The 22,608-nt window shown below is 57.9% G+C and carries 23 protein-coding genes and 1 other RNA gene; 15 read left to right on the forward strand and 9 right to left on the reverse strand.

Translation table 11 applies throughout. The annotated features are described in order from the left end of the window. Window positions 1-2: 2 nt before the first annotated feature. Window positions 3-794 (reverse strand): DUF2182 domain-containing protein, encoded by a 792-nt coding sequence (locus ACOERD_RS02935; RefSeq protein WP_419737997.1) that lies wholly within the window; start codon window positions 792-794, stop codon window positions 3-5. Window positions 795-877: 83 nt separating this feature from the next. Between ACOERD_RS02935 and ACOERD_RS02940 the strand changes: the two genes are divergently transcribed. The 9 genes from ACOERD_RS02940 (at window position 878) to ACOERD_RS02980 (ending at window position 7,768) form a co-directional block, all read left to right on the forward strand. Beyond that, window positions 878-1,609, forward strand: coding sequence for a FadR/GntR family transcriptional regulator (locus ACOERD_RS02940; RefSeq protein ID WP_419737998.1), 732 nt, complete (start codon window positions 878-880; stop codon window positions 1,607-1,609). 127 nt (window positions 1,610-1,736) lie between these two features. Continuing rightward, the gene (locus ACOERD_RS02945) at window positions 1,737-3,137 is read left to right on the forward strand and encodes a selenium-binding protein SBP56-related protein (RefSeq protein ID WP_419737999.1); all 1,401 of its coding nucleotides are present in this window, start codon (window positions 1,737-1,739) and stop codon (window positions 3,135-3,137) included. Between the two features lie 13 nt (window positions 3,138-3,150). Beyond that, window positions 3,151-3,801 carry a hypothetical protein gene (locus ACOERD_RS02950; protein WP_170373782.1) on the forward strand — a complete coding sequence of 217 codons (651 nt, stop codon included), beginning with the start codon at window positions 3,151-3,153 and terminating at the stop codon, window positions 3,799-3,801. A gap of 75 nt (window positions 3,802-3,876) precedes the next feature. Then, window positions 3,877-4,527, forward strand: a complete 651-nt coding sequence (locus ACOERD_RS02955) for a TenA family protein (protein WP_419738000.1) — start codon at window positions 3,877-3,879, stop codon at window positions 4,525-4,527. A gap of 18 nt (window positions 4,528-4,545) precedes the next feature. Next, the gene (locus ACOERD_RS02960; RefSeq protein ID WP_419738001.1) at window positions 4,546-4,908 is read left to right on the forward strand and encodes a DUF4345 family protein; all 363 of its coding nucleotides are present in this window, start codon (window positions 4,546-4,548) and stop codon (window positions 4,906-4,908) included. Window positions 4,909-4,933: 25 nt separating this feature from the next. Continuing rightward, window positions 4,934-5,281, forward strand: a transfer-messenger RNA (tmRNA) gene (gene ssrA, locus ACOERD_RS02965). A gap of 105 nt (window positions 5,282-5,386) precedes the next feature. Further along, window positions 5,387-5,818 carry an ester cyclase gene (locus ACOERD_RS02970; protein ID WP_170458316.1) on the forward strand — a complete coding sequence of 144 codons (432 nt, stop codon included), beginning with the start codon at window positions 5,387-5,389 and terminating at the stop codon, window positions 5,816-5,818. Between the two features lie 161 nt (window positions 5,819-5,979). Beyond that, window positions 5,980-7,233, forward strand: coding sequence for a chromate efflux transporter (gene chrA / locus ACOERD_RS02975; protein ID WP_419738002.1), 1,254 nt, complete (start codon window positions 5,980-5,982; stop codon window positions 7,231-7,233). 76 nt (window positions 7,234-7,309) lie between these two features. Further along, window positions 7,310-7,768 (forward strand): SspB family protein, encoded by a 459-nt coding sequence (locus ACOERD_RS02980; RefSeq protein WP_419738003.1) that lies wholly within the window; start codon window positions 7,310-7,312, stop codon window positions 7,766-7,768. Window positions 7,769-7,797: 29 nt separating this feature from the next. Here the strand turns inward: ACOERD_RS02980 and ACOERD_RS02985 are convergent, their stop codons facing one another. Beyond that, window positions 7,798-8,349 carry a hypothetical protein gene (locus tag ACOERD_RS02985; protein WP_419738004.1) on the reverse strand — a complete coding sequence of 184 codons (552 nt, stop codon included), beginning with the start codon at window positions 8,347-8,349 and terminating at the stop codon, window positions 7,798-7,800. A 205-nt stretch (window positions 8,350-8,554) separates the two neighbouring features. On the opposite strand from ACOERD_RS02985, the gene fumC reads away from it, so the two are divergent. The 3 genes from fumC to ACOERD_RS03000 are packed head-to-tail and all read left to right on the forward strand — an operon-like array spanning window position 8,555 to window position 10,343. After that, window positions 8,555-9,949: a class II fumarate hydratase gene (gene fumC / locus ACOERD_RS02990; protein WP_419738005.1), complete on the forward strand. Its 1,395-nt coding sequence runs from the start codon at window positions 8,555-8,557 to the stop codon at window positions 9,947-9,949. Beyond that, window positions 9,949-10,125 carry a DUF4169 family protein gene (locus ACOERD_RS02995; RefSeq protein ID WP_419738006.1) on the forward strand — a complete coding sequence of 59 codons (177 nt, stop codon included), beginning with the start codon at window positions 9,949-9,951 and terminating at the stop codon, window positions 10,123-10,125. Before fumC ends, ACOERD_RS02995 begins: the two co-directional genes overlap by 1 nt. Continuing rightward, window positions 10,122-10,343 carry a ribbon-helix-helix domain-containing protein gene (locus ACOERD_RS03000; RefSeq protein WP_170466824.1) on the forward strand — a complete coding sequence of 74 codons (222 nt, stop codon included), beginning with the start codon at window positions 10,122-10,124 and terminating at the stop codon, window positions 10,341-10,343. Before ACOERD_RS02995 ends, ACOERD_RS03000 begins: the two co-directional genes overlap by 4 nt. 142 nt (window positions 10,344-10,485) lie before the next feature. Here the strand turns inward: ACOERD_RS03000 and ACOERD_RS03005 are convergent, their stop codons facing one another. Then, window positions 10,486-11,667, reverse strand: coding sequence for an ISNCY family transposase (locus ACOERD_RS03005; RefSeq protein ID WP_419737600.1), 1,182 nt, complete (start codon window positions 11,665-11,667; stop codon window positions 10,486-10,488). A 150-nt stretch (window positions 11,668-11,817) separates the two neighbouring features. Here ACOERD_RS03005 and ACOERD_RS03010 point away from each other — a divergent pair, with 150 nt between their 5' ends. Further along, window positions 11,818-12,420: a DNA-3-methyladenine glycosylase I gene (locus tag ACOERD_RS03010; RefSeq protein ID WP_419738007.1), complete on the forward strand. Its 603-nt coding sequence runs from the start codon at window positions 11,818-11,820 to the stop codon at window positions 12,418-12,420. Between the two features lie 3 nt (window positions 12,421-12,423). Here the strand turns inward: ACOERD_RS03010 and ACOERD_RS03015 are convergent, their stop codons facing one another. From ACOERD_RS03015 to ACOERD_RS03030, 4 genes are all read right to left on the reverse strand, one after another. After that, entirely contained in the window at window positions 12,424-13,305 is an 882-nt protein-coding gene (locus ACOERD_RS03015; protein ID WP_419738008.1) for a fructose bisphosphate aldolase, read from the reverse strand. 73 nt (window positions 13,306-13,378) lie between these two features. Further along, the gene (locus ACOERD_RS03020) at window positions 13,379-14,728 is read right to left on the reverse strand and encodes a cytochrome P450 (RefSeq protein WP_419738009.1); all 1,350 of its coding nucleotides are present in this window, start codon (window positions 14,726-14,728) and stop codon (window positions 13,379-13,381) included. Continuing rightward, a complete protein-coding gene (locus ACOERD_RS03025; protein ID WP_419738010.1) occupies window positions 14,725-15,921 on the reverse strand; it encodes a hypothetical protein in 1,197 nt (398 codons plus the stop codon). Before ACOERD_RS03025 ends, ACOERD_RS03020 begins: the two co-directional genes overlap by 4 nt. 55 nt (window positions 15,922-15,976) lie before the next feature. Next, entirely contained in the window at window positions 15,977-16,729 is a 753-nt protein-coding gene (locus ACOERD_RS03030; protein ID WP_170373794.1) for a cytochrome c biogenesis protein CcdA, read from the reverse strand. Between the two features lie 105 nt (window positions 16,730-16,834). Here ACOERD_RS03030 and ACOERD_RS03035 point away from each other — a divergent pair, with 105 nt between their 5' ends. Further along, window positions 16,835-17,068 (forward strand): sulfurtransferase TusA family protein, encoded by a 234-nt coding sequence (locus ACOERD_RS03035; protein ID WP_170373795.1) that lies wholly within the window; start codon window positions 16,835-16,837, stop codon window positions 17,066-17,068. Between the two features lie 65 nt (window positions 17,069-17,133). Here ACOERD_RS03035 and ACOERD_RS03040 read toward each other — a convergent pair whose 3' ends face one another. Next, a complete protein-coding gene (locus ACOERD_RS03040) occupies window positions 17,134-19,983 on the reverse strand; it encodes an Rne/Rng family ribonuclease (protein ID WP_419738011.1) in 2,850 nt (949 codons plus the stop codon). 645 nt (window positions 19,984-20,628) lie between these two features. Between ACOERD_RS03040 and ACOERD_RS03045 the strand changes: the two genes are divergently transcribed. Then, window positions 20,629-22,173 (forward strand): trimethylamine methyltransferase family protein, encoded by a 1,545-nt coding sequence (locus ACOERD_RS03045; RefSeq protein ID WP_419738012.1) that lies wholly within the window; start codon window positions 20,629-20,631, stop codon window positions 22,171-22,173. Window positions 22,174-22,224: 51 nt separating this feature from the next. Here the strand turns inward: ACOERD_RS03045 and ACOERD_RS03050 are convergent, their stop codons facing one another. Further along, on the reverse strand, window positions 22,225-22,470 hold the full coding sequence (locus ACOERD_RS03050; protein WP_419738013.1) for a hypothetical protein: 246 nt from the start codon (window positions 22,468-22,470) through the stop codon (window positions 22,225-22,227). Window positions 22,471-22,608: the final 138 nt, after the last annotated feature.

A 22,608-nucleotide genomic window follows, 5' to 3' on the forward strand; every position in this document is an offset into this window, starting at 1 on the left:
GCTTATCCTCCGTAAGCAAAGGGATAGATCAGCAGCACAACACCGCCTGCGATCAGTATGAACCCCATGGGTCGGGTCACAGCATGCCCGATCTGGGGGAGTTTTTCCAAAACCATGAACAGGGTCGCCAGACCCATCCACAAAAGGCTCATGACGCCGCCGACAAAGCCGAGCGCCATGAAGCCCCAGCAGCAACCGACGCAGTACGCGCCCAGGCCCAGCCCCATTCTCACACCGCCCGCAAAGCCGGTTTTCCAATGGCTTAAAAAATACGTCATTGGGGCGTGACAGACGCCGTGGCAAACCTCTTTCGCGCGAGTGAACTGGAAGGCGCCGACCACGATCAGCAGCCTTCCGGCCACCCAATTGGACTTGGCGATGCCCAGCATGTCGACAAACCCACCGAACAGCAGGGCAAGCTGAACGCCCGCGATAAGCGCCGCAAATCCCACCCAGACGATGAAATACCCGGCCAGAACGCCCAGCCATCCAGCCCGCGTACCATTGGCGCTGCGGATCAGGTCGTCATAGCTGCGGAGCGTCGGCACCAGCGTCGGCAACATCATCGCCGCCATCATGATCGCCCACATCCAGAACAAAGGTCCGAACTCCGCCATGGGCATATACATATCCATGCGCGGATCCATCGCCGCCATGGCCTGTCCCATCGGCCCTGGCCGGCCAATGAAGTCCAGATCCATGTCTCGGCTCATCGAGAACATGACCCACCACGCCCACAGGATCACAGCATAGAACGCCAGCCACATTCCGCTGCGGAATAATGCGCGACTCATGTGATCCTCCGACTCAACTCTCTTGCTTTTCAAATGTCAGACTTTTAAATGTCAGACAAATAAAATTTTCAGACTGGCCACAAATGAAAATAGACCCCGCCAATCCCGCAGACCTCTCTGCCCAGATCGCACAGGCCATTCGGAACGCGATTGTGTCCGGCGAATTGATCGTGGATGAGCGCCTGCCCTCCGAATCAGAGCTTGCGGATCAGTTCCAGGTGTCGCGACCTACGGTACGCGAGGCCCTGAAGCGCTTGGCAGCGCAGTCCCTGATCCGAACCCAACGCGGTGCAACCGGCGGGGCCTTTGTGAACCGGATCAGCTTTGAGGACGCCTATTCGCAGCAAATTACCACCTCGACCCTGCTGCTGTCGATGAACGCCGTTAGTTTCGACACAGCGTGCGAGGCGAGGTATGCGCTGGAGCGCGCCTGCGCGGCTTTGTCGGCCCAACGTCGCACTGCGGATCAACTGGCAACGATGCGGGCCGAGATCTTTCGTCAGGCTCAGCCAGGTCTGACCGATGAGGCTTTCTGCGCCTCGGACGTCGCCTTTCACCGCGCGCTGGTCGATGGCGCGGACAATCCAGTGCTGTCCTATCAACTGGCGGGTGCGGTCGAGGCCATGCAGCCTCTGATGAACATGATCACCTTCACCGCGCGCTCGCGCGAAGAGATCATTGCGCTGCACACCAAGATCGCCGACGCGCTTGAGGCGCGCGATGCCCCATCCGTAGACGCGACGCTGATAGAACTTGAAACCTATACACGCCAACTGGCCCGACACGTGGCCGAGCGCAAACGTAAAACCGCCTGACACTCAGGCCCGAAATCTGACGCAGACCAACAGGCAGAAAGGAAGCACGAGCAGGCAGGATGTCACCCGGCGCCAAGACCGGAACTCTCAGAACGAATTGAAGATCAATGACTTACGGGAGGATGTTATGAACACAAGACCGGACCCAACCTTTTACCCATCTGCCAAGCTGGCGATGGAGGGCCCCACTGAGACGCTTGCTTTTACGCTGATGCTCAGCCCGGATTTTTCGCAACCTGACGGACTGGCGGTTGTGAATGTCGATCCAACTTCTGACGATTTCGGCAAGATCGTGCACAAGGTGATGATGCCGGAAAAAGGTGATGAGTTTCATCACTTTGGCTGGAATGCTTGCTCTTCGGCGCTGTCACCGCTGACGGGCCACGCGTTTCTGGAGCGGCGTTATCTGATCATTCCAGGCATCCGCTCCAGCCGGATCTATGTGATCGATGTGAAGAACCCGCTAGAGGCCAAGATCCACAAGATCATCGAACCCGAAGAAGTCTTTGCAAAGACAGGTTATTCTCGCCCTCACACCATTCATTGCGGGCCTGAGGGCATCTATGTCAGCACCTTGGGCGGTGGCGGCGCGGACGGGACCGACGGCCCTCCGGGTATCTTCATCATGGATTGCGAAAGTTTCGAGATCATCGGACGGTATGAGATCGAGCGCGGCGTGCAGGACAAGCACTATGATTTCTGGTGGAACCTACCGCGTGACTACATGGTCAGTTCCGAATGGGGGCTGCCGCCACAGTTCGAAAACGGAATCGTGGCCGAGGACCTGCTATCGAACAAATACGGTCACAGCATCCATTTCTGGAACCTGCGCAGCCGCACCAATATCCAAACCATTGATCTGGGGGAAAACCACCAAATGGCGTTGGAGATTCGGCCCGCACACGATCCGGTCAAGCAGTACGGGTTTTGCGGCGTCGTTGTGGACACAACCAACCTGCAAGGCGCGATCTTCACATGGTGGCGAAACGACGACGGCACGTTTGAGGCCAAGAAGACAATTACCATCGACCCACAACCCGCCGACCCGGATGACCTGCCAGACTTGCTGAAAGGTTTCTCGGCCGTTCCGCCGCTGGTGACGGATATCGATCTGAGCCTCGACGACAAGTACCTCTATGTCGCCTGCTGGGGCACCGGTGAGATGCACCAATATGACGTCTCGGACCCGATGAACCCGACACTGGCAGGTAAGGTCGAAATTGGCGGGATCGTCAAAAAGACCAAACATCCGAACGGTCAGGACTTTGGCTATGGCCCGCAGATGGTTGAAATCAGCCGCGACGGGAAACGGGTCTACTGGACCAACTCGCTCTATTCTACATGGGACGACCAATTCTATCCCGGCGAACGCGGTGCAGCCATGGTAAAGGCGGATGTCGGCGAGAACGGTGGCTTGACGCTGGACTCCAAGTTCTGGGTCGAGTTCCCCGAAGGCTATCGCAGCCACCAGATCCGGCTGGAGGGTGGAGACTGTTCGACCGACAGTTTCTGCTACCCCTCGGTCTGAGTTGGATTTTCTAATGACATCAACGGCTGGCCTCTGGCTGGCCGTTGTTCTCAGCGGTGCCTATCACGGGCTGAATCCCGGCATGGGCTGGCCGCTTGCTGTCTCTTCCGCGTTGATGGAGCAGCGCCAATCGGCGCTCTGGCGCGCGTTGGCGGCCCTTGCGGGCGGTCATTTCCTGGCGATGCTGGGTGTCTTGTTGCCGTTTGCGATGATGGCTGTGTTGATCGACTACCAACGTGAAATCCGCATCGGGGCCGCGCTGATTGTCATTGCGATGGGGCTGTATATTGCCGTCACGCGCAACCACCCTCGGTTTTTGTCACGCGTGCCGCCCAGTAAACTCGCGCTGTGGTCCTTTTTGGTCGCGCTGGCACATGGCGCAGCCTTGATGCTGGTTCCGATTTATTTGGGCCTGTGCAATTTGGATGAGCTGGACGCCGGGCATCAGGCCATCTCTCAGATCATGACAACGAACACCCTGCTGGTTCTGGCCGTGGCCGCGCTCCACACGGCGGCAATGATCCTAGGAGGCGGTCTTCTGGCCTATGGCGTCTATCGCTGGCTTGGGCTGCAATTCCTCTCACGCACCTGGTTCAACCTTGAACTCATCTGGGCACTCAGCCTGATTTTGGTCGGCGTGCTGGGGCTTTGGTCCGCAATCTAGTCGCCGCGTGAACACCTTGCACATGTTCCGAAAAACCGCTTTGTCCTGCTTTGAAAGAAGTTAGGAGTTTTCGAAGTGTCCCAGAACACGCGCCCCACGGAAATGCTGCGCCAGGGCAAAGCTGCCGACTGGCAGGCGGCAACAACCCATGCCTTCACGCGCGAGCTGTCAGACGGCACCCTGCCCGAGGACAAGATGCGCTGGTATCTGCAACAGGACTATCAGTTCGTCGACGGCTTCGTCCGCCTGCTGGCCAGCGCCATCGCACACGCGCCCACCTTGGCCGACAGCGTTCTGGCCGCGCAATTTCTAGCGGTGATTACCGGTCCTGAAAACACCTACTTCCTGCGCTCGCTCGAGGCTCTGGGCACACAACCCAGCACCGACGCTGCCCCCGCCACTAAGGCGTTTCAGGACCTGATGGCGGAGGCTGCGGCCTCGGGCCGGTATGAGAACATGCTTGCAGTGCTGGTTGTCGCCGAATGGGTCTATCTCAGCTGGGCCAGCCCGGAAAATCCGCCGAAACCCGATTTACCCTTCTGGTTCGCGGAATGGATCACGCTACATGCCGGAGAAGGCTTTGAAAGCGTGGTCGAGTATCTGCGCGGGCAGCTCGACAAGACGTGGCCCACCTTGACGCCTGACGCGCAAGCCGAGGTGACAAGGCTGTTCCACCGGGCGGTCGAGCTGGAGAAAGACTTCTTTGACGCCGCCTATGCGGTGTAACCGGATAAAGGCACGATCATGGTACATATCCTCAACGTCATCGCGGCCCTGCTGACCATCGGCTTTGGCCTGTTCGGCTTTCTCGCGCCTTTGCACACCGCGACGGCGCTGGATCTGGCCCCGACGAACAGCACCATGGGCCTGAGCGAGATGCGCGCCTCGGTCGGAGGGTTGTTTGTCGTCACCGGCATTGCCGTGATCTGGCTGAACCACCCCATGGCCTATGCCATGCTGGGCGTCGCCTATGCCGGGGCGGCTTTGGGGCGGTTCGTGTCGGTGCTGCTGGACAATCCACCGCTTGCCAAGGCCATGATTTTCGGAGGAATTGAGCTGGTCCTGGCCGTCTGGCTGATCGCTGCAAACCTGAACCGCACTCCGTGATTTACAATGCTCTACAGGCGTTTCCGGGTTTGCATCCCGAAATCTCCTCACCTATATAAGGTCTGTCCTTCGGGACTATGGACATAAACGCGCTCGTAATAAGCGGATCGGACCCGGGGGCGGTACCCGGCGGCTCCACCAACCATCCTTCGTTTGAGGATTTTGGGGCCGAAATAGGATCGACGAACGTCTAAAGGGGTTAGCTTTGTCTCGGCTGTCTGCCACCGTTATCGGCGAAACTAGTACAATTGCAAACGACAATCGTGCTCCGGTTGCAGTTGCTGCGTAAGCAGTAACAAGACCGAAACTTAAGCCCTTGCGCCTAGCCGCGTAAGGCGGGGTTCGCAGGTACCTGGCAACAGAAACCTGCATTTCCCCCACATCTTTATGTCTGTATTTATTTTTCTCTTTCAGCGTAGATTCAGAGTTTATTCATTCCTTTTGTCCAAAGTCATCTCAGACAGACAGGAGGGCCGGGATGACCCACTCAGATATCTTGAAAGCGTGGTATGCCGAAGTTTGGGAACAAGGGAATACCGATGCGATTGATCAATATTTTGCACCGGACACCATGGCCGAGGGGCTGATCCCCGAAATGCAGGTCGGGGCCGATGATTTTCGCGATCTGGTGATGGCCTTCCGGCATATTCTGGGTGACATCTCGGTCGAGCTGCCAAAGATCATCGAAAGCGGGGACTGGGTGTCCGGCATTCTGCACGTCAAAACCTTCCGCGCTGACAATGGTGCCCCGCTGGAGGTGACGGGCCAAGTCATGGCCCGCTTCAAAGGCGACAAGATGGTCGAGGCCTACAACCAGTTCGATTTCATATCGTTTTTTGAACAGCTTGGTCAGTTTCCGCAGGATACCCTGCCCGTCTGCATGACCGGTCAGCGACTGGATTGGAGCTGAACACTTAAGCCGCCTTGACCCCCAAGTTTCTGAAGCGATAGCTAAGGCCATACGTGCCGCGCGCATTCGGCGCACGGCCGCCATTGCGGGGAAATGGGTCATGCTTCGTGATCGAAAAAACCAGCTGTCCGAGCGCATTTTGACCGTTGGGCTAACGTGACATGACGCCTTCAGTGCGCGAACTTGTTCTGGTCTTCGGCAGAATTGGCCTTTTGTCCTTCGGCGGACCTGCGGCGCAGATATCCTTGATGCATCAGGAGTTGGTGGACCGTCGCGCTTGGCTGTCCGAGGAAACCTATTTGCGCGCCTTGTCTCTTTGTATGTTGCTGCCGGGGCCAGAGGCGATGCAGCTGGCCACTTATGCCGGCTGGCGTCTTCGGGGCGTGACCGGAGGGTTGATTGCAGGCACCCTTTTTGTTCTGCCGGGGGCAATAGTCATCTCTGCGCTGGTTCTGCTCTATGCGAGCTTCGGCACCCTGCCCCTTGTGCAAGCCGGTTTTCTGGGGATCAAGGCCACGGTCATCGTGATCGTCCTTCAAGCGCTCCTGAAGCTGTCACGAAAAGCATTGACCGACATGGAACACCGCCTCCTCGCGGGGATCGGATTCCTGGGTATCTTCCTGTTCAACCTGCCCTTTCCACTGATCATTTTGGCCGCCGCTCTGTGGGGCTACGTGTCGTTCAAAGGACCCGTTGCGCAGCAAGACACCTCCCCACGCGCAAGTTTTTCCGGCACCCTACGCACGGTTGCCATTTGGGTGCCGCTCTGGCTCGGACCATTGGTCCTCCTGTCCCTGTCCGGTCATCAATTGCTCAGCGACTTGGGATGGTTCTTCGCCCGTCTAGCCGTGGTGACCTTTGGCGGAGCGTACGCTGTTTTGGCCTACATGACGCAGACGGTGGTCAATCAATATCAATGGATCAGCACCGGTCAGATGATCGACGCGCTGGGCCTTGCGGAAACCACCCCCGGGCCGTTGATTCTAGTCACGCAATTCGTCGCGATGCTGACCGGACAAATCAACGGAGGGGTCTCGCTGGCCTTCGCCGCAGGTGCGGTTGCGCTATGGGCGACGTTCGTTCCGTGTTTCCTTTGGATCTTTCTCGCCGCTCCGTACTTGGACAAACTGGCGACCCGCCCTCGGCTCTCTGCCGCTTTGCATGGCATAACGGCAGCCGTCGTAGGTGTGATTCTCAACCTCTCCGTGTGGTTCGCCTTGAACGTTCTATTCGGTGCGCTCACGCAGTACAGTTGGGGGCCTGTCTCGATACCCTTGCCTGGGTGGGACTCGCTAAACCTCACTGCGGCTGCGCTCACTGTCGCCGCTGGGGTATTGATTTTTCTGGCAAAATTAGGGATGGCAACGGTTCTGGCACTGATGTCCGTCGCTGGCATCGCTATCCAGCTATTATGATCAATCCGGCGATACCCGCCCTTTCGTTTCCAGCTAAAACGCCTATGCTGGATACAACCACTTTCGAGGATGACACATGTCGCAAGACATCGACTATGGAAACCTGATGCACACCGCCATGCGCGGGCTGATCAAAACCGTTCTGACCGGTGTCTCTGAAACCGGGCTACCAGGCGCGCACCATTTCTTCATCACGTTCGATACAAGAGAAGACGGCGTCGACATCGCGGACTGGCTGCGTGACCGCTATCCCGAAGAGATGACGATCGTGATGCAACATTGGTTCGAAAACCTCGAGGTCGGCGAAAACGGCTTTGCGATTACGTTGAATTTCGGCGACGCGCCGGAACCGCTCTATATCCCCTACACGGCTATCAAAACCTTCGTAGACCCGTCCGTCGAATTCGGCCTGCGCTTTGAAGGTCCCGAGGATGACGACACGGAAGAGGATTTCGTAGAAGAGACAATTGAGGTCGAAGAACCCGAGGTTCATCACGACGCCGACGTCGTCTCATTGGACAGCTTCCGCAAGTAATCCATCAAACCCCGCGCCCGTCGCGGGGTTTATTGTTTTTGCAAAAAGGTCTCGACCGCGCGGGATTTGTCTCCGTTGATGAAGCGCGAGAAAGACAGGTTCAAACCGCCCTCGGCTATCGTGCGATCATATTGCTGCAACTCGTAGCCGCCCTGCGCATCAATAAACAGGGAAAACACGGTCATTGTGTCCCCCTCAATCCGGCCCCAGACAAAAGGTTCACCTTTCATCGGGTCCAGAGGTACCTCGTGGCCGAACACATTCCGTTGCATGGCAGCCGAAAACACATCGGGCCGGTCCGAGGGCACAAAATCCACCGAGAATTTCTGCTGCTTGACCCGCCCGTCCAGCTTGTAGGTCGTTGTGGTCCAACTGACATTGAACCCGTTGCGGGTCTCATGGATCGACACGCTCATGTCCCGAGGCGTCGCAGTGCCATCCTCATCAACCACATTGGCTGACCCGGTATAGTCCCCAACGAACGGCGCGACGCTAGAGGCGTTCGCCAGCGTACCAAGCAGGATCAGCCCTATGGCCAAAAGCATGGTTTTCAACGGGATCATCCGAGCTGACATTGGCATTTCATCCTCCACCATGGCCATTTATATATTGTAGCTCAGCGGCAGGCGCGCACAATGGGGCTTGCGCGCGCGATTGGAACAATTTCACCCGCCTTGCGCCTATACCTTGGGTTTTGTTGAGTTTAAGCTGCGCGCAACTGGCCAATTGCGTTGCGTCGCTGCCTTGGCTAAACGGCATACAACTGCATACCAGACGGAGTACCCGATGTCTCAGACCCGCACCGAATCCGACAGCTTTGGCCCGCTCGAGGTTCCCGCTGACAAGTACTGGGGGGCGCAGACGCAGCGCTCGATTATGAACTTCCCCATCGGCTGGGAGAAGCAACCCGTGGCCATCGTGCGCGCTCTGGGCGTGATCAAAAAAGCCTGCGCAATGGAGAACAAAGCGACCGGCAAGCTGGACGCTAAGATCGCCGACGCGATCATTCAGGCCGCCGGTGAGGTGATTGAGGGCAAGTTCGACGACAACTTCCCTCTGGTCGTATGGCAGACCGGCTCGGGCACGCAGTCCAACATGAACTCGAATGAAGTGATCGCAAACCGTGCGATCGAGATTTTGGGCGGTGTCATCGGCTCGAAAGACCCAGTTCACCCCAATGATCACTGCAACATGGGCCAATCGTCGAACGACACATTCCCGACCGCCATGCATATCGCAACTGCGGTCAGCGTACGCGACGTGCTGCTGCCCGGTCTTACCAAATTTGCCGAAACGCTTGAGAAAAAGGCGGCTGAATTCGCGGGTATCATCAAGATCGGTCGCACTCATACGCAGGATGCGACTCCGCTGACGCTGGAACAGGAATTCGGAGCCTACGCCCATCAGATCCGTCAGGGCATTACCCGCGTTGAGGCTGCAATGCCCGGGATCTACGAGCTGGCGCAGGGTGGCACCGCCGTTGGAACCGGGTTGAACACCCATGGTGGATGGGACGAAGCCGTCGCCGCCAACATGGCTGAAATTACTGGCCTGCCCTTTGTAACCGCTCCGAACAAATTTGAAGCCCTAGCCGCGCATGACGCCATGGTCTTCTTGTCGGGTGCATTGGCGACCATCGCCGGGTCTTGCTACAAGATTGCTAACGACATTCGCCTGCTAGGTTCCGGCCCCCGCTCGGGTCTGGGCGAGCTGATTCTGCCTGAAAACGAGCCAGGATCGTCTATTATGCCCGGTAAAGTGAACCCGACACAGGCTGAAGCGCTCACTCAGGTTGCCGCACATGTCATGGGCAATGATGCTGCGATCAAGTTTGCGGGCTCTCAGGGTCATTTCCAGCTGAATGTCTATAACCCTATGATGTCCTACAACTTGCTGCAGTCGATCCAACTGCTGGGCGACGCCACCGACAGCTTCACTGAACGGATGCTGTCGGGCATTCAAGCCAACGAGCCGCGCATCGACAAGCTGATGAAGGAATCTCTGATGCTGGTGACCGCTCTGGCACCCACCATTGGCTATGACAACGCCACCACGGTTGCCAAAACGGCGCATAAGAACGGCACGACCCTCAAGGAAGAGGCCATCGCGCTGGGCTTTGTCGATGAAGAAACCTTTGACGCCGTTGTGCGCCCCGAAAAGATGATCGGCCCGAAAGACTGATGGGTAAGCCGGTCAACTTGAACCGGTATCGGAAACAGAAAGCGCGGGCCGAAAAAAAGGCCCGCGCGGATCAAAATGCGGTCGCCTACGGGCGCAGCCAGGCCGAAAAACAGGTCGTGAAGCTGCAAAAAGACAAGCAGAGCCGCGATCTGGACAATCACGAGCTGGATGAATGAGCGGCCCTCCGGTCAAACGCTCTCTGACCCTTAAGGGGCACCGAACGTCAGTCTCGCTTGAGGATGAATTCTGGCGTGCGTTTCGCGATATTGCCGAAGAAAAACAACAACCCATCAATGCTTTGGCTGCAGATATTGATGTTGCACGGGACCCTGAAACAGGGTTGGCATCGGCCATTCGGGTTTTCGTTCTGAACTGGTACCGCGACAAGCTTTGACGCTGTCGAGAACATTCTGAATTGTCCGGTGTAGGTAACATGCCAATTGTCCGCTTCAGTTGATTGCGCGGTGGCCCAATTCGGAGGGAGCCGTAGGCGACCGTAGATTTGGGCCACCGCGTTCGCGCCACGTCGAAGCGGGTCACGCGACTTTGTGTTTGCTATCCTCCTGTGTGATGGGTGATCCGTCAGGCTGGTAGCGGCCAATGCATCTCGGGCCGTGGAAGATGACCAGTTGACCATCGGGGTATTCGTGGACCCTGACCTTCGCCTTGACGAAATGATGACGGTGCCTGTCTGCCGCGATCTGCATGACCAGGCCCTTGTAGCGCACCGTATTGTCGTTGCCGACGACGCGGTCTTCCTGCACACACAGGGTGTCGCGCACATTGCCTGTAAACGGCACGAAGGCCGAGGTCGTATCCTCCGGCTCCCTTGCAAACAGGGCATTGTGTTCGGGAAGATAGACCTCTTTCAGGAACTGATTGGCCTCTTCAATGGTTGTGATCCCATGGGACCGCAGTTCCTGCGGCAATCGGTTCTGGAACGTGCCAAACATGCGTTCAGACCGTCCACGGGCCTGCGGTGAATAGGCCGGGATCAGCTCAATGCCGAGTTGCTGCAAGGCGCGCCCGACCTGGGTCAGATTGTCCTTGTCCACTTTGCCGCCCGCTTCGGGCGTATGCCAGTAATGAGAGCCCCGATCGGCATAGAGCGAGCAAAACAGACCTTGCGCCTCGATCACCTCTGTCAGCCCCTGAAAACTGCTCATCGTCCCTTCTTCCTCGACAAAGAATGCCGAATAAACCCGGTTGGTGGCATCGTCCATGGTGACGATCAGATCCCACCACTGACCCGGAACCCATTCATGGCTGGAGCCGTCCTGATGCAACATCATGCCAACCATCGGACGGCGGGGCCGCTTGCGCCGATGGGCACCTCGTCGGGGTGCTGCCTGAACCCGGCCGTGGCGCTGCAGTGTAAGCCGCACCCAGTTGTAGCTCTGTGTGAAACCATGGTGGGCCACCAGCTTCTCGTGGAAATGCTTCGGCGTGTAATCCCAGTACTTGGTATCAAACAGTTCAAGCATCTCCATGACCTTATCCGTGGCAACACGATTGTTGGCCAGTTTGCCAAGCCGACGGTCGTACAGACCTTCTGCACCATCCGCCTCAAATCGATCCTCCCAACGCCTGACGGTGCGCACGGATACACCCAGTATCTCAGCCGCCTGTTCTTGCGTCAGCTTGTTCGCGCTTCGCCGCGAATACACATCTTCAAACTTCATCAGTCGAACTTCCTGTAACACTTCTGCTCGGTTCATAACGCCTCCTCTCAGAGACAGAATAGAACCGGACAGATCGCATGTTACATACACCGGACATATCGCGTGTTAGCGACAGCGACAAGCTTTGACGCTTGTCAGAGCTTGTGTTTTGAGTGTAGCGTGATTGAGAACAAAATAGGTACACTCATGAGCAAAACCGTTTTGGGTCCTGATGGCCTCGCCCGGTGCGCATGGTGCCAAGCGGCGCCTGAGTTCTTCGACTATCATGACACGGAATGGGGTTACCCGGTGTCCGATGATCGACGACTGTTCGAAAAACTGTGTCTTGAGAGTTTTCAGTCCGGCCTCAGCTGGCGCACGATCCTGAACAAGCGCGAGAATTTTCGCCGGGCCTTTTGCGACTTTGATTTCAACAAGATGGCCGAGTTTTCTGACACAGATAGCGAACGCCTTCTACAAGATGCCGGTATCATCCGCCATCGCGGCAAGATCGAAGCCGTGATCAACAACGCCCGTCGCGCGCAGGAGTTGGTGGCGGAGGAGGGTTCCCTCTCGGCGTATGTCTGGCGGTATGAACCGACCTCACCGCCAGAGCCACAAACCGCCAGTACCTCAGCCGAGTCGGTCGCGATGTCGAAAGACCTGAAGAAGCGGGGATGGAAGTTTGTCGGCCCCACCACCGTTTTTGCCTTCATGCAGGCGATGGGGCTGATCAATGATCACGCGATAGGCTGCGTCAGCCGAGAAAAAGCGGAACAGATGCGCCGCGATTTCGTCAAACCGGTTTAAGCGTTAGGCCGACGCTTTGAAAATCTTGTCGATATTGCTGCCGAGGGCGGCGTTGAATTCCGCATCCGATTGCTGTTTCGAAAGCCCCTCGGTCAGCGCGCGCGAGAAGGACGCGATCATTTTGCCGTTTTGCCCCAGCAGATCACAGGCCTGCTCGGTCGAGTAACCACCTGACAAGGCCACTACGCGCAGAACGCGCGGGTGATCGGCCACCTCGTCATAGAGGTTCGCAGAGCTTGGGATGGTCAGCTTCAGCATGACCTCCTGCCCCTCGGCCAGTTGGTCGAGATTTTTCAGGATTTCGGCTTTCAGAATATCTTCGGCCTCGGCCTTGGTTTCCGAGTTGATGTTCACCTCAGGCTCGACAATCGGCACCATACCAGCGCCGGTCACAACGCGGGCCACGTCGAATTGCTGGGCAACAACGGCGGCGATGCCTTCGGCGTTGGCCTCATGAATGACCGAGCGTTCCTTGGTGCCAAACACGCCTTCCGCTTGGGCCAGAGTCTCGGCCAGCCCCGGGATCGGCTTCATCATCTGCACACCGTTTGCAGTCTCTTCCAGACCCTTGTCGATTTTCAGGAACGGAACGATCCCTTTGACGGACCACAGGTAAGCGGCCACCTTGCGGCCATCGATCTCTTCGCCAAGGGTGCGTTCGAACAGGATTGCACCGATCACTTTGTCCCTGGTGAAGTCATCCGCCAGGATGATCCGCGCGCGCATGTTCTGGATTTCGCCGAACATCTCCTCTTCCGAGGCGTATTGCGCGGCATCCACACCGTAGAGTGCCAGAGCTTTCGGGGTTGATCCGCCGCTTTGATCCAGTGCTGCAATAAAGCCTGCTCCATCTGACATCTGCGCGCGCTGTTCTGCTTTGGACATAGTATTTTCCCGTTCAAGACTGATTCCGATTTCCTTCACCGCATACAGCACAGTTATGGGTGATGGTAGTTTGTTAGCGCTCAACCACGCGCAACCATATGCCATCCCGCGATCTGACCGTCAGATGAGCCACCGGAACAGGCGTTTTTTCCAGGATTGTTTCGAATCTGAAATGGCGCAGCAATGTGGACAGGATCAAGGGCCCCTCGACCATCGCAAACCCGGCCCCAGGACAAACGCGAGGGCCTGTCGAGAAGGGTATATAGGCCTCGCGCTGACAGGATTTGCCGTTTTCCGTGCCCCAGCGATTGGGATCGAACTCATCCGGGTTGTCCCACAGCCGCTCCTGCCGGTGCAGATGCCACGGGCTGATGACGATCTGTGACCCTTTTGGAACGTCTCTTTTGCGAAACCTCGCGGGGCAACTGGCCTGCCGGACCATCATCGGCACCGGCGGGTAGAGCCTCAGGGCCTCACGGAACACATCCCGGCTGAGTTTCAGCTTGGACATCACTGCGAAAGACCGATCCTCAAGCGCTTCAGCTTCTTTCGCCAGTCTCTCCTGCCACTCGGGGTACAGCGCCATCAGGTAGAGCGTCCAAGCCAAAGCCGAGGCGCTGGTTTCGTGTCCGGCCAGAAAGAAGATCGCAACCTGATCGACCATCTCCTCCGGCTCAAAACACTTGCCGGTTTCCGGGTCAGGTGTCGTCATGATCTTGGTTGCCAGATCATCAGGCGCGCGATCCGCAGCAATCGCCGCAGCCCGATCTTTCGTAAGTTTGGCAATCAGGGCGCGGATCTCTAGCGCTGTCCCACGCGTCTTTCGAGAATGAAACCGGGGCAACCAACGCGGGAGCGGCACAAAAGCGGCTAGGTTCAACAAAGGCTGCTCGCGCTGATACGCTCGGAACCTGTCAAATACCTGTGCGGCGATTTCGTGTTCGATAGGCACGGAAAACAGAGTTCGGAAAATCACATCGGCGGCAGCATGGCTGGTTATCTGTTCGCACTCGACTTGCGATCCCGTCAAAGGGCGCAGCCGATCCACACAAGCATCAGCGGCCGCGCGCATGGCAGGGAATGTATCCTTGAGCCGTCCGCCCTCAAATGCGGGGTCAATAATACGGCGCTGACGTTTCCATACCGCGCCGTTGGTCAGAAACACGGACTCCCCCAGCAATGGCCGCAGCCCTTCACTGATACGATGGGATTTCGGAAAATCATCCGGGCGTTTCTTGAGGACCTCATCCACCAAATCCGGTTGATTGATCATGTAGGACCGGAAGAACGGCGTGCGAAACTCGGCCATCCACGCGCGATAGAGGCGTTGAGGCTGCGCCGACAACAGGTCCTGCCGAAACAATTTTAGATAGCGCCAGAGAGAGACTCGATCCGGGCGAGACTGCGGCTTGGGCGGCTTCATCGGCTCGTATCCGTGTGTTTGGAAACAGGCGTCTCGATCCGGCTGTTCGACGGCGCGCGGTCCTTAAACCGTTCCGCCAGTGTCAGAGGTCCCGCCGTGATGCGAAAATAATCATAGGTTCCCGGTCGATCAAAGGCGCAGAGGTATTGAAAATGCAGCCGGAAGAACTTCCACCGCAGGGCTTTCCATCGCTCGGGCGAGAGCGTCTGTGTAAAGGCGGCGGACAGGACCAAAGGCCATTTCTTGGCGGGACCCGCGACACCGCTAACGGCGACCGGATCACATAGGGCGAAAGAACAGCCATCCCCCGGTGCTGAGACATCCACCCATGTCAAAGTCGCTTGCGTAGACAGGAACTGAAGATCCGACCTGAGTTTCTGTGCCTTGGGCAGGAACGAGACCATTGGCACCACTTGCCCGAGTGTCAGAAACGACAGTGCTGGCCCACCTGCGGTCTGTCTGCGCAAAACATCCGCCAGAACTGAAACGCCAAGATGCGCGCCCGAGCTATGGCCGACGACCAGAACCTCATCCACATCGGTCTTTAGCGCAGCCGCAATCAAATCCGCGAACTCATCCAGGCGGTGTTGCAGTTTGCCCGGAACCTCCCCCTGAAATTGCGCCGAGTATGCGTAATCATGCATCAGGTAATAGGCGAAAAGCCGATTGTCGATTTTGCGGAACCAGCGCAGTAGGCCGTAGGCCATAGCCAAACCCGGCAGCAACCCCCACCATCCAACTAGAGTGACCGCAAGGATCACGACCAACACGGCGGCGAGAAGTTGCAGCTGCAGCATCCCCACCGGATAGAGCGCCGCTATCACCGGGCCCTTCCTGAGTTGCCGCAGCCGTTTTAACGTACCCGTTGAGATATAGGTCCATGCCGTCTGACCAAGCTGCCGATAGGTCGCCAGAATCGAGCCCGACATGCTGTCCTGAACGATATCGGACCAGACCAGAACCTCGATATCCGCTTGAACCTCAACCCCGTCCTGAACGGATGAAACATGCCAGCCAAATGGGCCATCGCCCGTCCTTGGCGCAAGCGCGACCTGATATCCCGAAATCTCAGCCTGCGCTTGCGACTCGGTCCGGTACAGCTCGCGATAGCGCCGCGCGGGGATCGGGTCGTAGCCGGGAATGTAAAACACATGCCGCCTGCGCAGCTGTGGCTGATTTATCTGACTGCTCATGGCCTTACCTTCTGCTGCGCAGGTTAACGCAGCATTGCGGCCAAGGTAAGGTGGATCAGCCCAGAACCGCCAGCGCCGGGAAGGTTTCCAGCAGCCACCAGCTGAATTCGGTGAAGAGGCCCGTGATCAGCATGATGCCCACGAACAGAAGAAGCCCGCCCATGACCTTCTCGATCGTGCCCATATAGGGTTTTATCCGGTTCATGACGCCCATCGAGCGATTCAGGAACATCGCAGCCAACAGGAACGGAATACCCAAACCCGCCGCATAGACGCCGAGCAACAAAGTACCCCGTGCGACTGATGCCTCAGATGCGGCCAGCGACAGGATCGCGCCTAGCTGAGGGCCAATGCACGGCGTCCAGCCAAAGGCAAATGCGAGACCCAGAATATAGGCGCCAAAGACCGAGCCGCCGGAGTCTCCGGTTTCCACCCGCGCCTCGCGATCCAGTAGAGGGATACGGAACACGTTCAGAAAGTGCAGACCAAAGACAATCACCACCGCACCCGAGAGCTTGGCGAAAAGAACCTGATTTTTCAGAACAAACGCCCCAAAGGCCGAGGCTGTAAAGCCAAGCAGCAGGAATACGGTCGACAGACCCAGAACGAAGAACAAGGCGGTCAAAGTCGCCTTGCGCCGGGCGCGGGCCTGATCTTGCATTTCGTTAATGCTGACGCCGCTCATATACGCCAGGTACGGCGGCACGATAGGCAGCACGCAAGGCGACAGAAAGCTGATCAAACCGCCGATCAGGGCGATGAACATGGCAGGCAGCAGACCCGCGTCGATGATATCTATTCCGAACATGTTTCAGCACATATGGTAAGAAGGCGGCTTCGTCACGGGGCTATTAAGTCACATCATCGTGGTTGCGCGCTGGACACTGCGCCTTGGGCGAAATATCTGAGCCTTATGTCTAATCCTACTGAAACCCTCGATGCCCTGGGCCTGTTGTGCCCCTTGCCTGTGTTGAAAGCGCGCAAAAGGTTGAAGTCCTTGCCCGGTGGAGCAGTATTGCGCGTGCTGGCGGATGATCCTGCGGCGATTGTTGATGTCCCGCATTTTTGTTCGGAGAGCGGCCACACCCTACTGTCGCAAGGCGAAGAGAACGGCCATCAGGTGTATCTGATCCAAAAAGCGGGCTAAGTCGCAAGCAATCGAATCGAAAAAGGCGGGCCTCAAGCCCGCCTTTTCTTTTTTAGCTTCTCATTTTAGCTTCCGAGCGACCACCAGCCGCGCCGTTTAGGCTTGGGCGGCTCCGCCGGTTGTTCCGGCTCTTCCGCAACCGTTTCCAGAACGGGTTCGGCTGGGGTTTCCTCAACTACGGGTGCGGCTTCAACCTCGGCAACCTCTTCGACCGGAACAGGTTCTTCGACTGGAGCGGGCTCCTCAGCCGGTTGAGCTTCGACCAGTTCTTCTGCTTCCACCGCCTCGGCAGGCGCTGCCGCTTCAACCGCCTCAGCAGGTTCTGCGGCGTCTTGAGCTGGTTCCGGTGTGGCTTCGGCAACCTCAGCGACGTCCGCCGGAGCCTCTTCGGCCTGTTCCGGAGCCGTCTCAGTTTCAGCAACCACATCGGCCGTTTCCACCGGGGCGTCTTCCTGGGCCTCAGCCACCTGTTCGGGGGCATCCTGCGCTTCGGCTTCCACGTCTTTCTTCTTGCGACGCGGCGCACGGCGACGCTTGGGCTTGGCAGGCTTTTCGTCCTCGTCCGATGCCTCAGGAGCGTCTTCCGAGGGAGCCTCGGCAGCCCTATCTTCAGCCGCTTCCGATGCCTCAGCCTCTTGCTGATCGTTGCCACCCTTCTTGCGGCGACGACGACGACGCTTGCGCTTGGGCTTGGCTTCTTCTTCGGCCTGAACCGCCTCTTCTTCGGCCTCTTCCTCTTCGGTTGCGTCAACCAGATCCATCAGTGACGCATCGACCGAGACGACCGGAGCGGTCGCTTCGGGCACGATCCGGCTGGCGGTCTTGAACTTCTCTAGCGAGAAATCGGGGCTGACCAGATGCATGTCGCCCTCGACGCGCACGGACAGACCATAGCGCGCCTCGATCTGGGCGATATGTTCGCGTTTCTGGTTCATCAGGAAGTTGGCAATGCTGACCGGGCAGCGCACCAGAACCTCGCGTGAGCGGCGCCGGGTGCCTTCCTCTTCGATCTGGCGCAGGATCGACAGAGCCATGTTGTCATCCGAGCGGATTAGACCGGTGCCATGACAGGCCGGGCATGGCTGCGTCGTCGCCTCGAGCATACCGGGGCGCAGGCGCTGGCGGCTCATCTCCAACAGGCCAAAGCCCGAGATACGACCCACCTGAATACGCGCGCGGTCGGTTTTCAGCTTGTCCTTCAGGCGTTTTTCGACCGCCGTGTTGTTCTTGCGCTCGTCCATATCGATGAAGTCGATGACGATCAGACCGGCAAGGTCCCGTAGACGCAACTGGCGCGCCACTTCCTCGGCCGCCTCAAGGTTGGTCTTGAGCGCGGTTTCTTCGATCGAGCCTTCCTTGGTCGCCCGGCCCGAGTTCACGTCGATCGCCACCAGCGCTTCGGTCACGCCAATCACGATATAGCCACCGGATTTCAGCTGCACGGTCGGGTTGAACATCCCGGCCAGATAGGTTTCCACCTGATAGCGCGCGAACAGAGGCAACGCGTCCTCATACCGTTTCACGTTCTTTGCGTGCGACGGCATGATCATCTTCATGAAGTCCTTGGCGATGCGGTAACCGCCCTCGCCTTCGACCAAGACCTCGTCGATGTCGCGGTTATAGAGGTCACGGATCGACCGTTTAATCAGGTCGCCTTCCTCATAGATTTTTGCGGGCGCGATAGACTTCAGCGTCAGCTCGCGAATCTGCTCCCACATGCGCTGCAGGTACTCATAGTCGCGCTTAATTTCGGATTTCGTGCGTTTGGCGCCTGCGGTCCGGATGATCAGGCCCGCGCCAGTTGGCACGTCGATCTCGGCTGCGATTTCCTTCAGCTTCTTGCGGTCGGGCGCATTGGTGATCTTGCGGCTGATGCCGCCGCCACGTGCGGTGTTGGGCATCAGGACGCAGTAGCGACCGGCCAGCGACAGATAGGTGGTCAGCGCGGCACCCTTGTTGCCCCGCTCTTCCTTGACGACCTGCACCAGCAGAACCTGGCGCACTTTGATCACTTCCTGGATCTTGTAACGACGCGGGCGCGGCTTGCGCGGAGGGCGAATGTCCTCGCTGTCGTCTTCGTCCGCAACCGATTCAATCGAATCATCCTTGGCGGTCGCATCAGACTTTTTATCTTCGTCGTCGGAGTCGTCGCCTTCGGCAGGCTCTGTCTCAGTGGTTTCTGCCTCAGACTCCGCCTGCGCGGCTTCCTCAGCGTCAGCCTCGGCTTCTTCCGATTCAACTGCCGCTTCGCGCTGATCTTCCGCCTCGGTTTCGGCCTGCTCATCAGAGGTCGCCTCAACGGTTTCGACCTCAACCGCCTCAACCTCAGCAGTCTCTTCCTCGGCAGCCGGAGCGTCAGTGGCCTCAGACGCTTCATCCTCAGCAGGTTCTTCCACCGGCGTCTCGGCGACCGTCTCCATCGGAGAGGTCCCCTCGGGCACTGTCAGATCATCACTCTCTTCGCTGTCGTCGAGATCAATGGTCTCCATACCCGTTGGTTCGGACGAGACATCCAAGGTCTCGACCGGGTCGTTCGACTTGACATCCACCGCCTTGCTGCGCGACCGCGAGCGGCGTTTTTTGGGCTTGGCTTCCTCGGCCTCATCACGCGCCTTCATCGCCTCGGCATAGGCGCGCTCTTCCTCCATCAGTGCCTCACGGTCGGCGACGGGGATCTGATAATAGTCGGGGTGAATTTCAGAAAACGCCAGGAAACCATGGCGATTGCCGCCATAGTCCACGAACGCCGCCTGCAGAGACGGTTCGACCCGGGTAACTTTTGCTAGATAGATATTGCCAGCAAGCTGGCGTTTGTTTTCGGATTCAAAATCGAACTCCTCGACCTTGTTTCCGTCAACCACCACAACCCGAGTTTCCTCGGCGTGGGTGGCATCGATAAGCATTTTCTTAGCCATGTGTCCTTGATGCACCGCGCCAAACGCGTTGTCCTGACCCATCCAGGCGGACAGGCACTTTTGGGGAGGTGTCTTGTACGGGCGATATCAGACGGCGCGCGGCAGGGTCTGGCGCTGTGGCCCCCTGCCCGGTCTCTCAAACGTTGCGCGCGCGTCATCGCGGTTCTTCTCCGACAGGCGCGATCTTGGTCGCTGCCTGCCCATTTATTCCTTTCGCCCAGAATTTTCCGGGCTCAGGCACTCCATTGCCCCGATGGGGGCACAATCGGCCTGCCGTGCCGTGAAAGATCGATCATCACATGCGGCACAGCAGCGAAACTCAAAAAAGCGGGACTTATGGGCGTCAAAATCGCCAAGCCCGTTCGGACACAATAAAAGCAGTCCTGTGGAAAAGACAATGGGCAAACGTCATGTGACCGAGAAAGCAACATAATTGACAGTGAGGTCGCAAACAGAACAGACTTAAATCTACCGCTGCTCAGGATAGGGCTGAAAGTCCGAGGAACTGAATGCACAACGAAGTTTGGAAAATACGTCTGATCAGCCGCACCATTGGCGCGGATCGTGGGCGTGCGGCACGGGGACGCCCAGCACAGGTCTGATTTTGATCGCAATCTCAATCACCTGAATAATCGGATACCTAAAATGAACGAACAAACTCGCAGCTCTGCAAGAACTGGCGGACGCGCAGCGCGTCGTGCCGCCCGCGCCGCAGCCCTGCCCGACCACCTGCGCCCGGTCCGCCCGGGGATGGAGGGCGGCACCTACAAGCCTCTGACCCAAGCGCAGATGGAGCGTATTCACGAAGCGGCGCTTCAGGCTTTGGAAACCATAGGGCTGGCGGACGCTCCGCAAAGCGGGATCGACTATCTGGTGGGCGCTGGCTGCACTCTAGGCGACGATGGGCGCATTCGTTTCCCTCGCGCACTGGTCGAGGACACGATCGCAAAGGCAAACCGCTCGGTCACTCTGTATAGTCGAAACGGCAAGACGGATCTGGAGCTGAGCGGGACAAAGGTTCACTACGGCACGGCGGGTGCCGCGGTCAGCATGGTCGATGTGGATGGGCGGAATTACCGCGACTCGACCGTGCAGGACCTGCACGATGCTTCTCGCATCTGCGAGCAGCTCGACAATATCCACTTCGTTCAGCGCCCCATGGTGTGTCGTGACATCGCCGACAACCTCGAGATGGACCTGAACACGATCTACGCGGCATGCGCAGGTACGTTCAAACATATCGGCACATCCTTTACAGAACCCAGCCACGTCGCCCCGGCGATGGAAATGATCCACATGATCGCTGGCGGAGAAGATAAATGGCGCGAACGTCCGTTTATCTCGAATTCGAACTGCTTTGTTGTGCCGCCCATGAAATTCGCAACCGAAAGCTGCGAAGTCATGGAAGCGGTCATCAAAGCCGGGATGCCGGTCCTGTTGCTGTCTGCTGGCATGGCCGGAGCAACTGCACCGTCGACCATCGCAGGGGCAATCACTCAAGCGACCGCGGAATGCCTGGCCGGTCTGGTCTACGTAAACGCCGTGGTGCCCGGCGCGCCCGCCATCTTTGGCACATGGCCGTTCGGTCTGGACCTGCGCACCGGGGCGATGTCCGTGGGATCGGGCGAACAGGCGCTGCTGAGCGCAGGATGCGCCCAGATGCACAACTTCTACAACCTTCCGGGCGGAACCGCAGCCGGAGCGTCAGATTCGAAACTACCCGACATGCAAGCCGGATGGGAGCAGATGTGTTCGAACGTCATGACCGGCCTGTCTGGTGCCAACATGATCTATGAGGCCGCCGGTATGCATGCGTCCCTTCTGGGGTTCTGTCTTGAAAGCCTGATCCTGGGCGACGACCTGATCGGACAAGCGCAGCGTTGCGTGCGTGGGATCGAAGTTTCAGACGAAACTCTGGCGCTGGATCAGATCGCCGAGGTTTGCCTGGGCGGCCCTGGCCACTATTTGGGCACGGATGCGACGCTCAGCCGGATGCAGGCGGATTATGTGTATCCAACGTTCGGCGACCGCACCTCACCCAAAGAATGGGCCGAATTGGACAAGCCTGACCTGATCGAAAAGGCAATCGCGCGGAAAAACGAAATACTCTCCAGCCCGTCTGCAGCGAATTTCGACCCTCTGCTGGACGCGGAAATTCGCGCCAAATTCAACATCCACTTACCGTTGTAACAAGTTGAAAAGCAGCCCGATTTTACTCGGGCCGCTAAATTATCTCAGCAATCAGCCGTTGCTTGGGGGCAGCAAACCGGCTTCTTGCGCGATGGCGATTTCATCCGCATCCAATGCGCCATCCCCATTTGCATCCATGGCCGAAAACGTATCAGCGTTAACCTCGGGCACGACGGCTTGAACCTCTTCGATGGTCAGCACGCCGTCTCCATTTGCGTCTGCAGCCGATTGCGCAGCGGCCAGAGTGGGCATTGCAAGTACTACAGCCGCGAGAGCGGTCAGATATTTCGGTGTCATAAGTTTGCCTCCTGAGTGAATATTTGGGTTTTGCGTCCGGACGAGCGCAAGAAACCTCAGGACCGGGCCAGCGTCACCCGCATAACGAGATCACGCCTGCTTCGCGCCAATCTCCGCGTGTTTGACCGAGTCGCCTCT

Source organism: Ruegeria sp. (genome assembly GCF_965199275.1).
In the GTDB taxonomy this organism is placed as follows: domain Bacteria; phylum Pseudomonadota; class Alphaproteobacteria; order Rhodobacterales; family Rhodobacteraceae; genus Ruegeria.

What these genes read in the sequence shown, in the direction of transcription:
- ACOERD_RS03005 (WP_419737600.1), bottom strand. Translation starts at nt 11,667, where the DNA reads ATGAACCGAGCAGAAGTGTTACAGGAAGTTCGACTGATGAAGTTTGAA.
- ACOERD_RS03015 (WP_419738008.1), bottom strand. Translation starts at nt 13,305, where the DNA reads ATGTCCAAAGCAGAACAGCGCGCGCAGATGTCAGATGGAGCAGGCTTT.
- ACOERD_RS02945 (WP_419737999.1), top strand. Translation starts at nt 1,737, where the DNA reads ATGAACACAAGACCGGACCCAACCTTTTACCCATCTGCCAAGCTGGCG.
- ACOERD_RS03035 (WP_170373795.1), top strand. Translation starts at nt 16,835, where the DNA reads ATGTCTAATCCTACTGAAACCCTCGATGCCCTGGGCCTGTTGTGCCCC.
- ACOERD_RS03050 (WP_419738013.1), bottom strand. Translation starts at nt 22,470, where the DNA reads ATGACACCGAAATATCTGACCGCTCTCGCGGCTGTAGTACTTGCAATG.
- ACOERD_RS02940 (WP_419737998.1), top strand. Translation starts at nt 878, where the DNA reads ATGAAAATAGACCCCGCCAATCCCGCAGACCTCTCTGCCCAGATCGCA.
- ACOERD_RS02970 (WP_170458316.1), top strand. Translation starts at nt 5,387, where the DNA reads ATGACCCACTCAGATATCTTGAAAGCGTGGTATGCCGAAGTTTGGGAA.
- ACOERD_RS02985 (WP_419738004.1), bottom strand. Translation starts at nt 8,349, where the DNA reads ATGCCAATGTCAGCTCGGATGATCCCGTTGAAAACCATGCTTTTGGCC.
- fumC (WP_419738005.1), top strand. Translation starts at nt 8,555, where the DNA reads ATGTCTCAGACCCGCACCGAATCCGACAGCTTTGGCCCGCTCGAGGTT.
- ACOERD_RS03030 (WP_170373794.1), bottom strand. Translation starts at nt 16,729, where the DNA reads ATGTTCGGAATAGATATCATCGACGCGGGTCTGCTGCCTGCCATGTTC.
- ACOERD_RS02995 (WP_419738006.1), top strand. Translation starts at nt 9,949, where the DNA reads ATGGGTAAGCCGGTCAACTTGAACCGGTATCGGAAACAGAAAGCGCGG.
- ACOERD_RS03000 (WP_170466824.1), top strand. Translation starts at nt 10,122, where the DNA reads ATGAGCGGCCCTCCGGTCAAACGCTCTCTGACCCTTAAGGGGCACCGA.
- ACOERD_RS02935 (WP_419737997.1), bottom strand. Translation starts at nt 794, where the DNA reads ATGAGTCGCGCATTATTCCGCAGCGGAATGTGGCTGGCGTTCTATGCT.
- ACOERD_RS03020 (WP_419738009.1), bottom strand. Translation starts at nt 14,728, where the DNA reads ATGAAGCCGCCCAAGCCGCAGTCTCGCCCGGATCGAGTCTCTCTCTGG.
- ACOERD_RS03040 (WP_419738011.1), bottom strand. Translation starts at nt 19,983, where the DNA reads ATGGCTAAGAAAATGCTTATCGATGCCACCCACGCCGAGGAAACTCGG.
- ACOERD_RS03045 (WP_419738012.1), top strand. Translation starts at nt 20,629, where the DNA reads ATGAACGAACAAACTCGCAGCTCTGCAAGAACTGGCGGACGCGCAGCG.
- ACOERD_RS03025 (WP_419738010.1), bottom strand. Translation starts at nt 15,921, where the DNA reads ATGAGCAGTCAGATAAATCAGCCACAGCTGCGCAGGCGGCATGTGTTT.
- ACOERD_RS03010 (WP_419738007.1), top strand. Translation starts at nt 11,818, where the DNA reads ATGAGCAAAACCGTTTTGGGTCCTGATGGCCTCGCCCGGTGCGCATGG.
- chrA (WP_419738002.1), top strand. Translation starts at nt 5,980, where the DNA reads ATGACGCCTTCAGTGCGCGAACTTGTTCTGGTCTTCGGCAGAATTGGC.
- ACOERD_RS02950 (WP_170373782.1), top strand. Translation starts at nt 3,151, where the DNA reads ATGACATCAACGGCTGGCCTCTGGCTGGCCGTTGTTCTCAGCGGTGCC.
- ACOERD_RS02960 (WP_419738001.1), top strand. Translation starts at nt 4,546, where the DNA reads ATGGTACATATCCTCAACGTCATCGCGGCCCTGCTGACCATCGGCTTT.
- ACOERD_RS02980 (WP_419738003.1), top strand. Translation starts at nt 7,310, where the DNA reads ATGTCGCAAGACATCGACTATGGAAACCTGATGCACACCGCCATGCGC.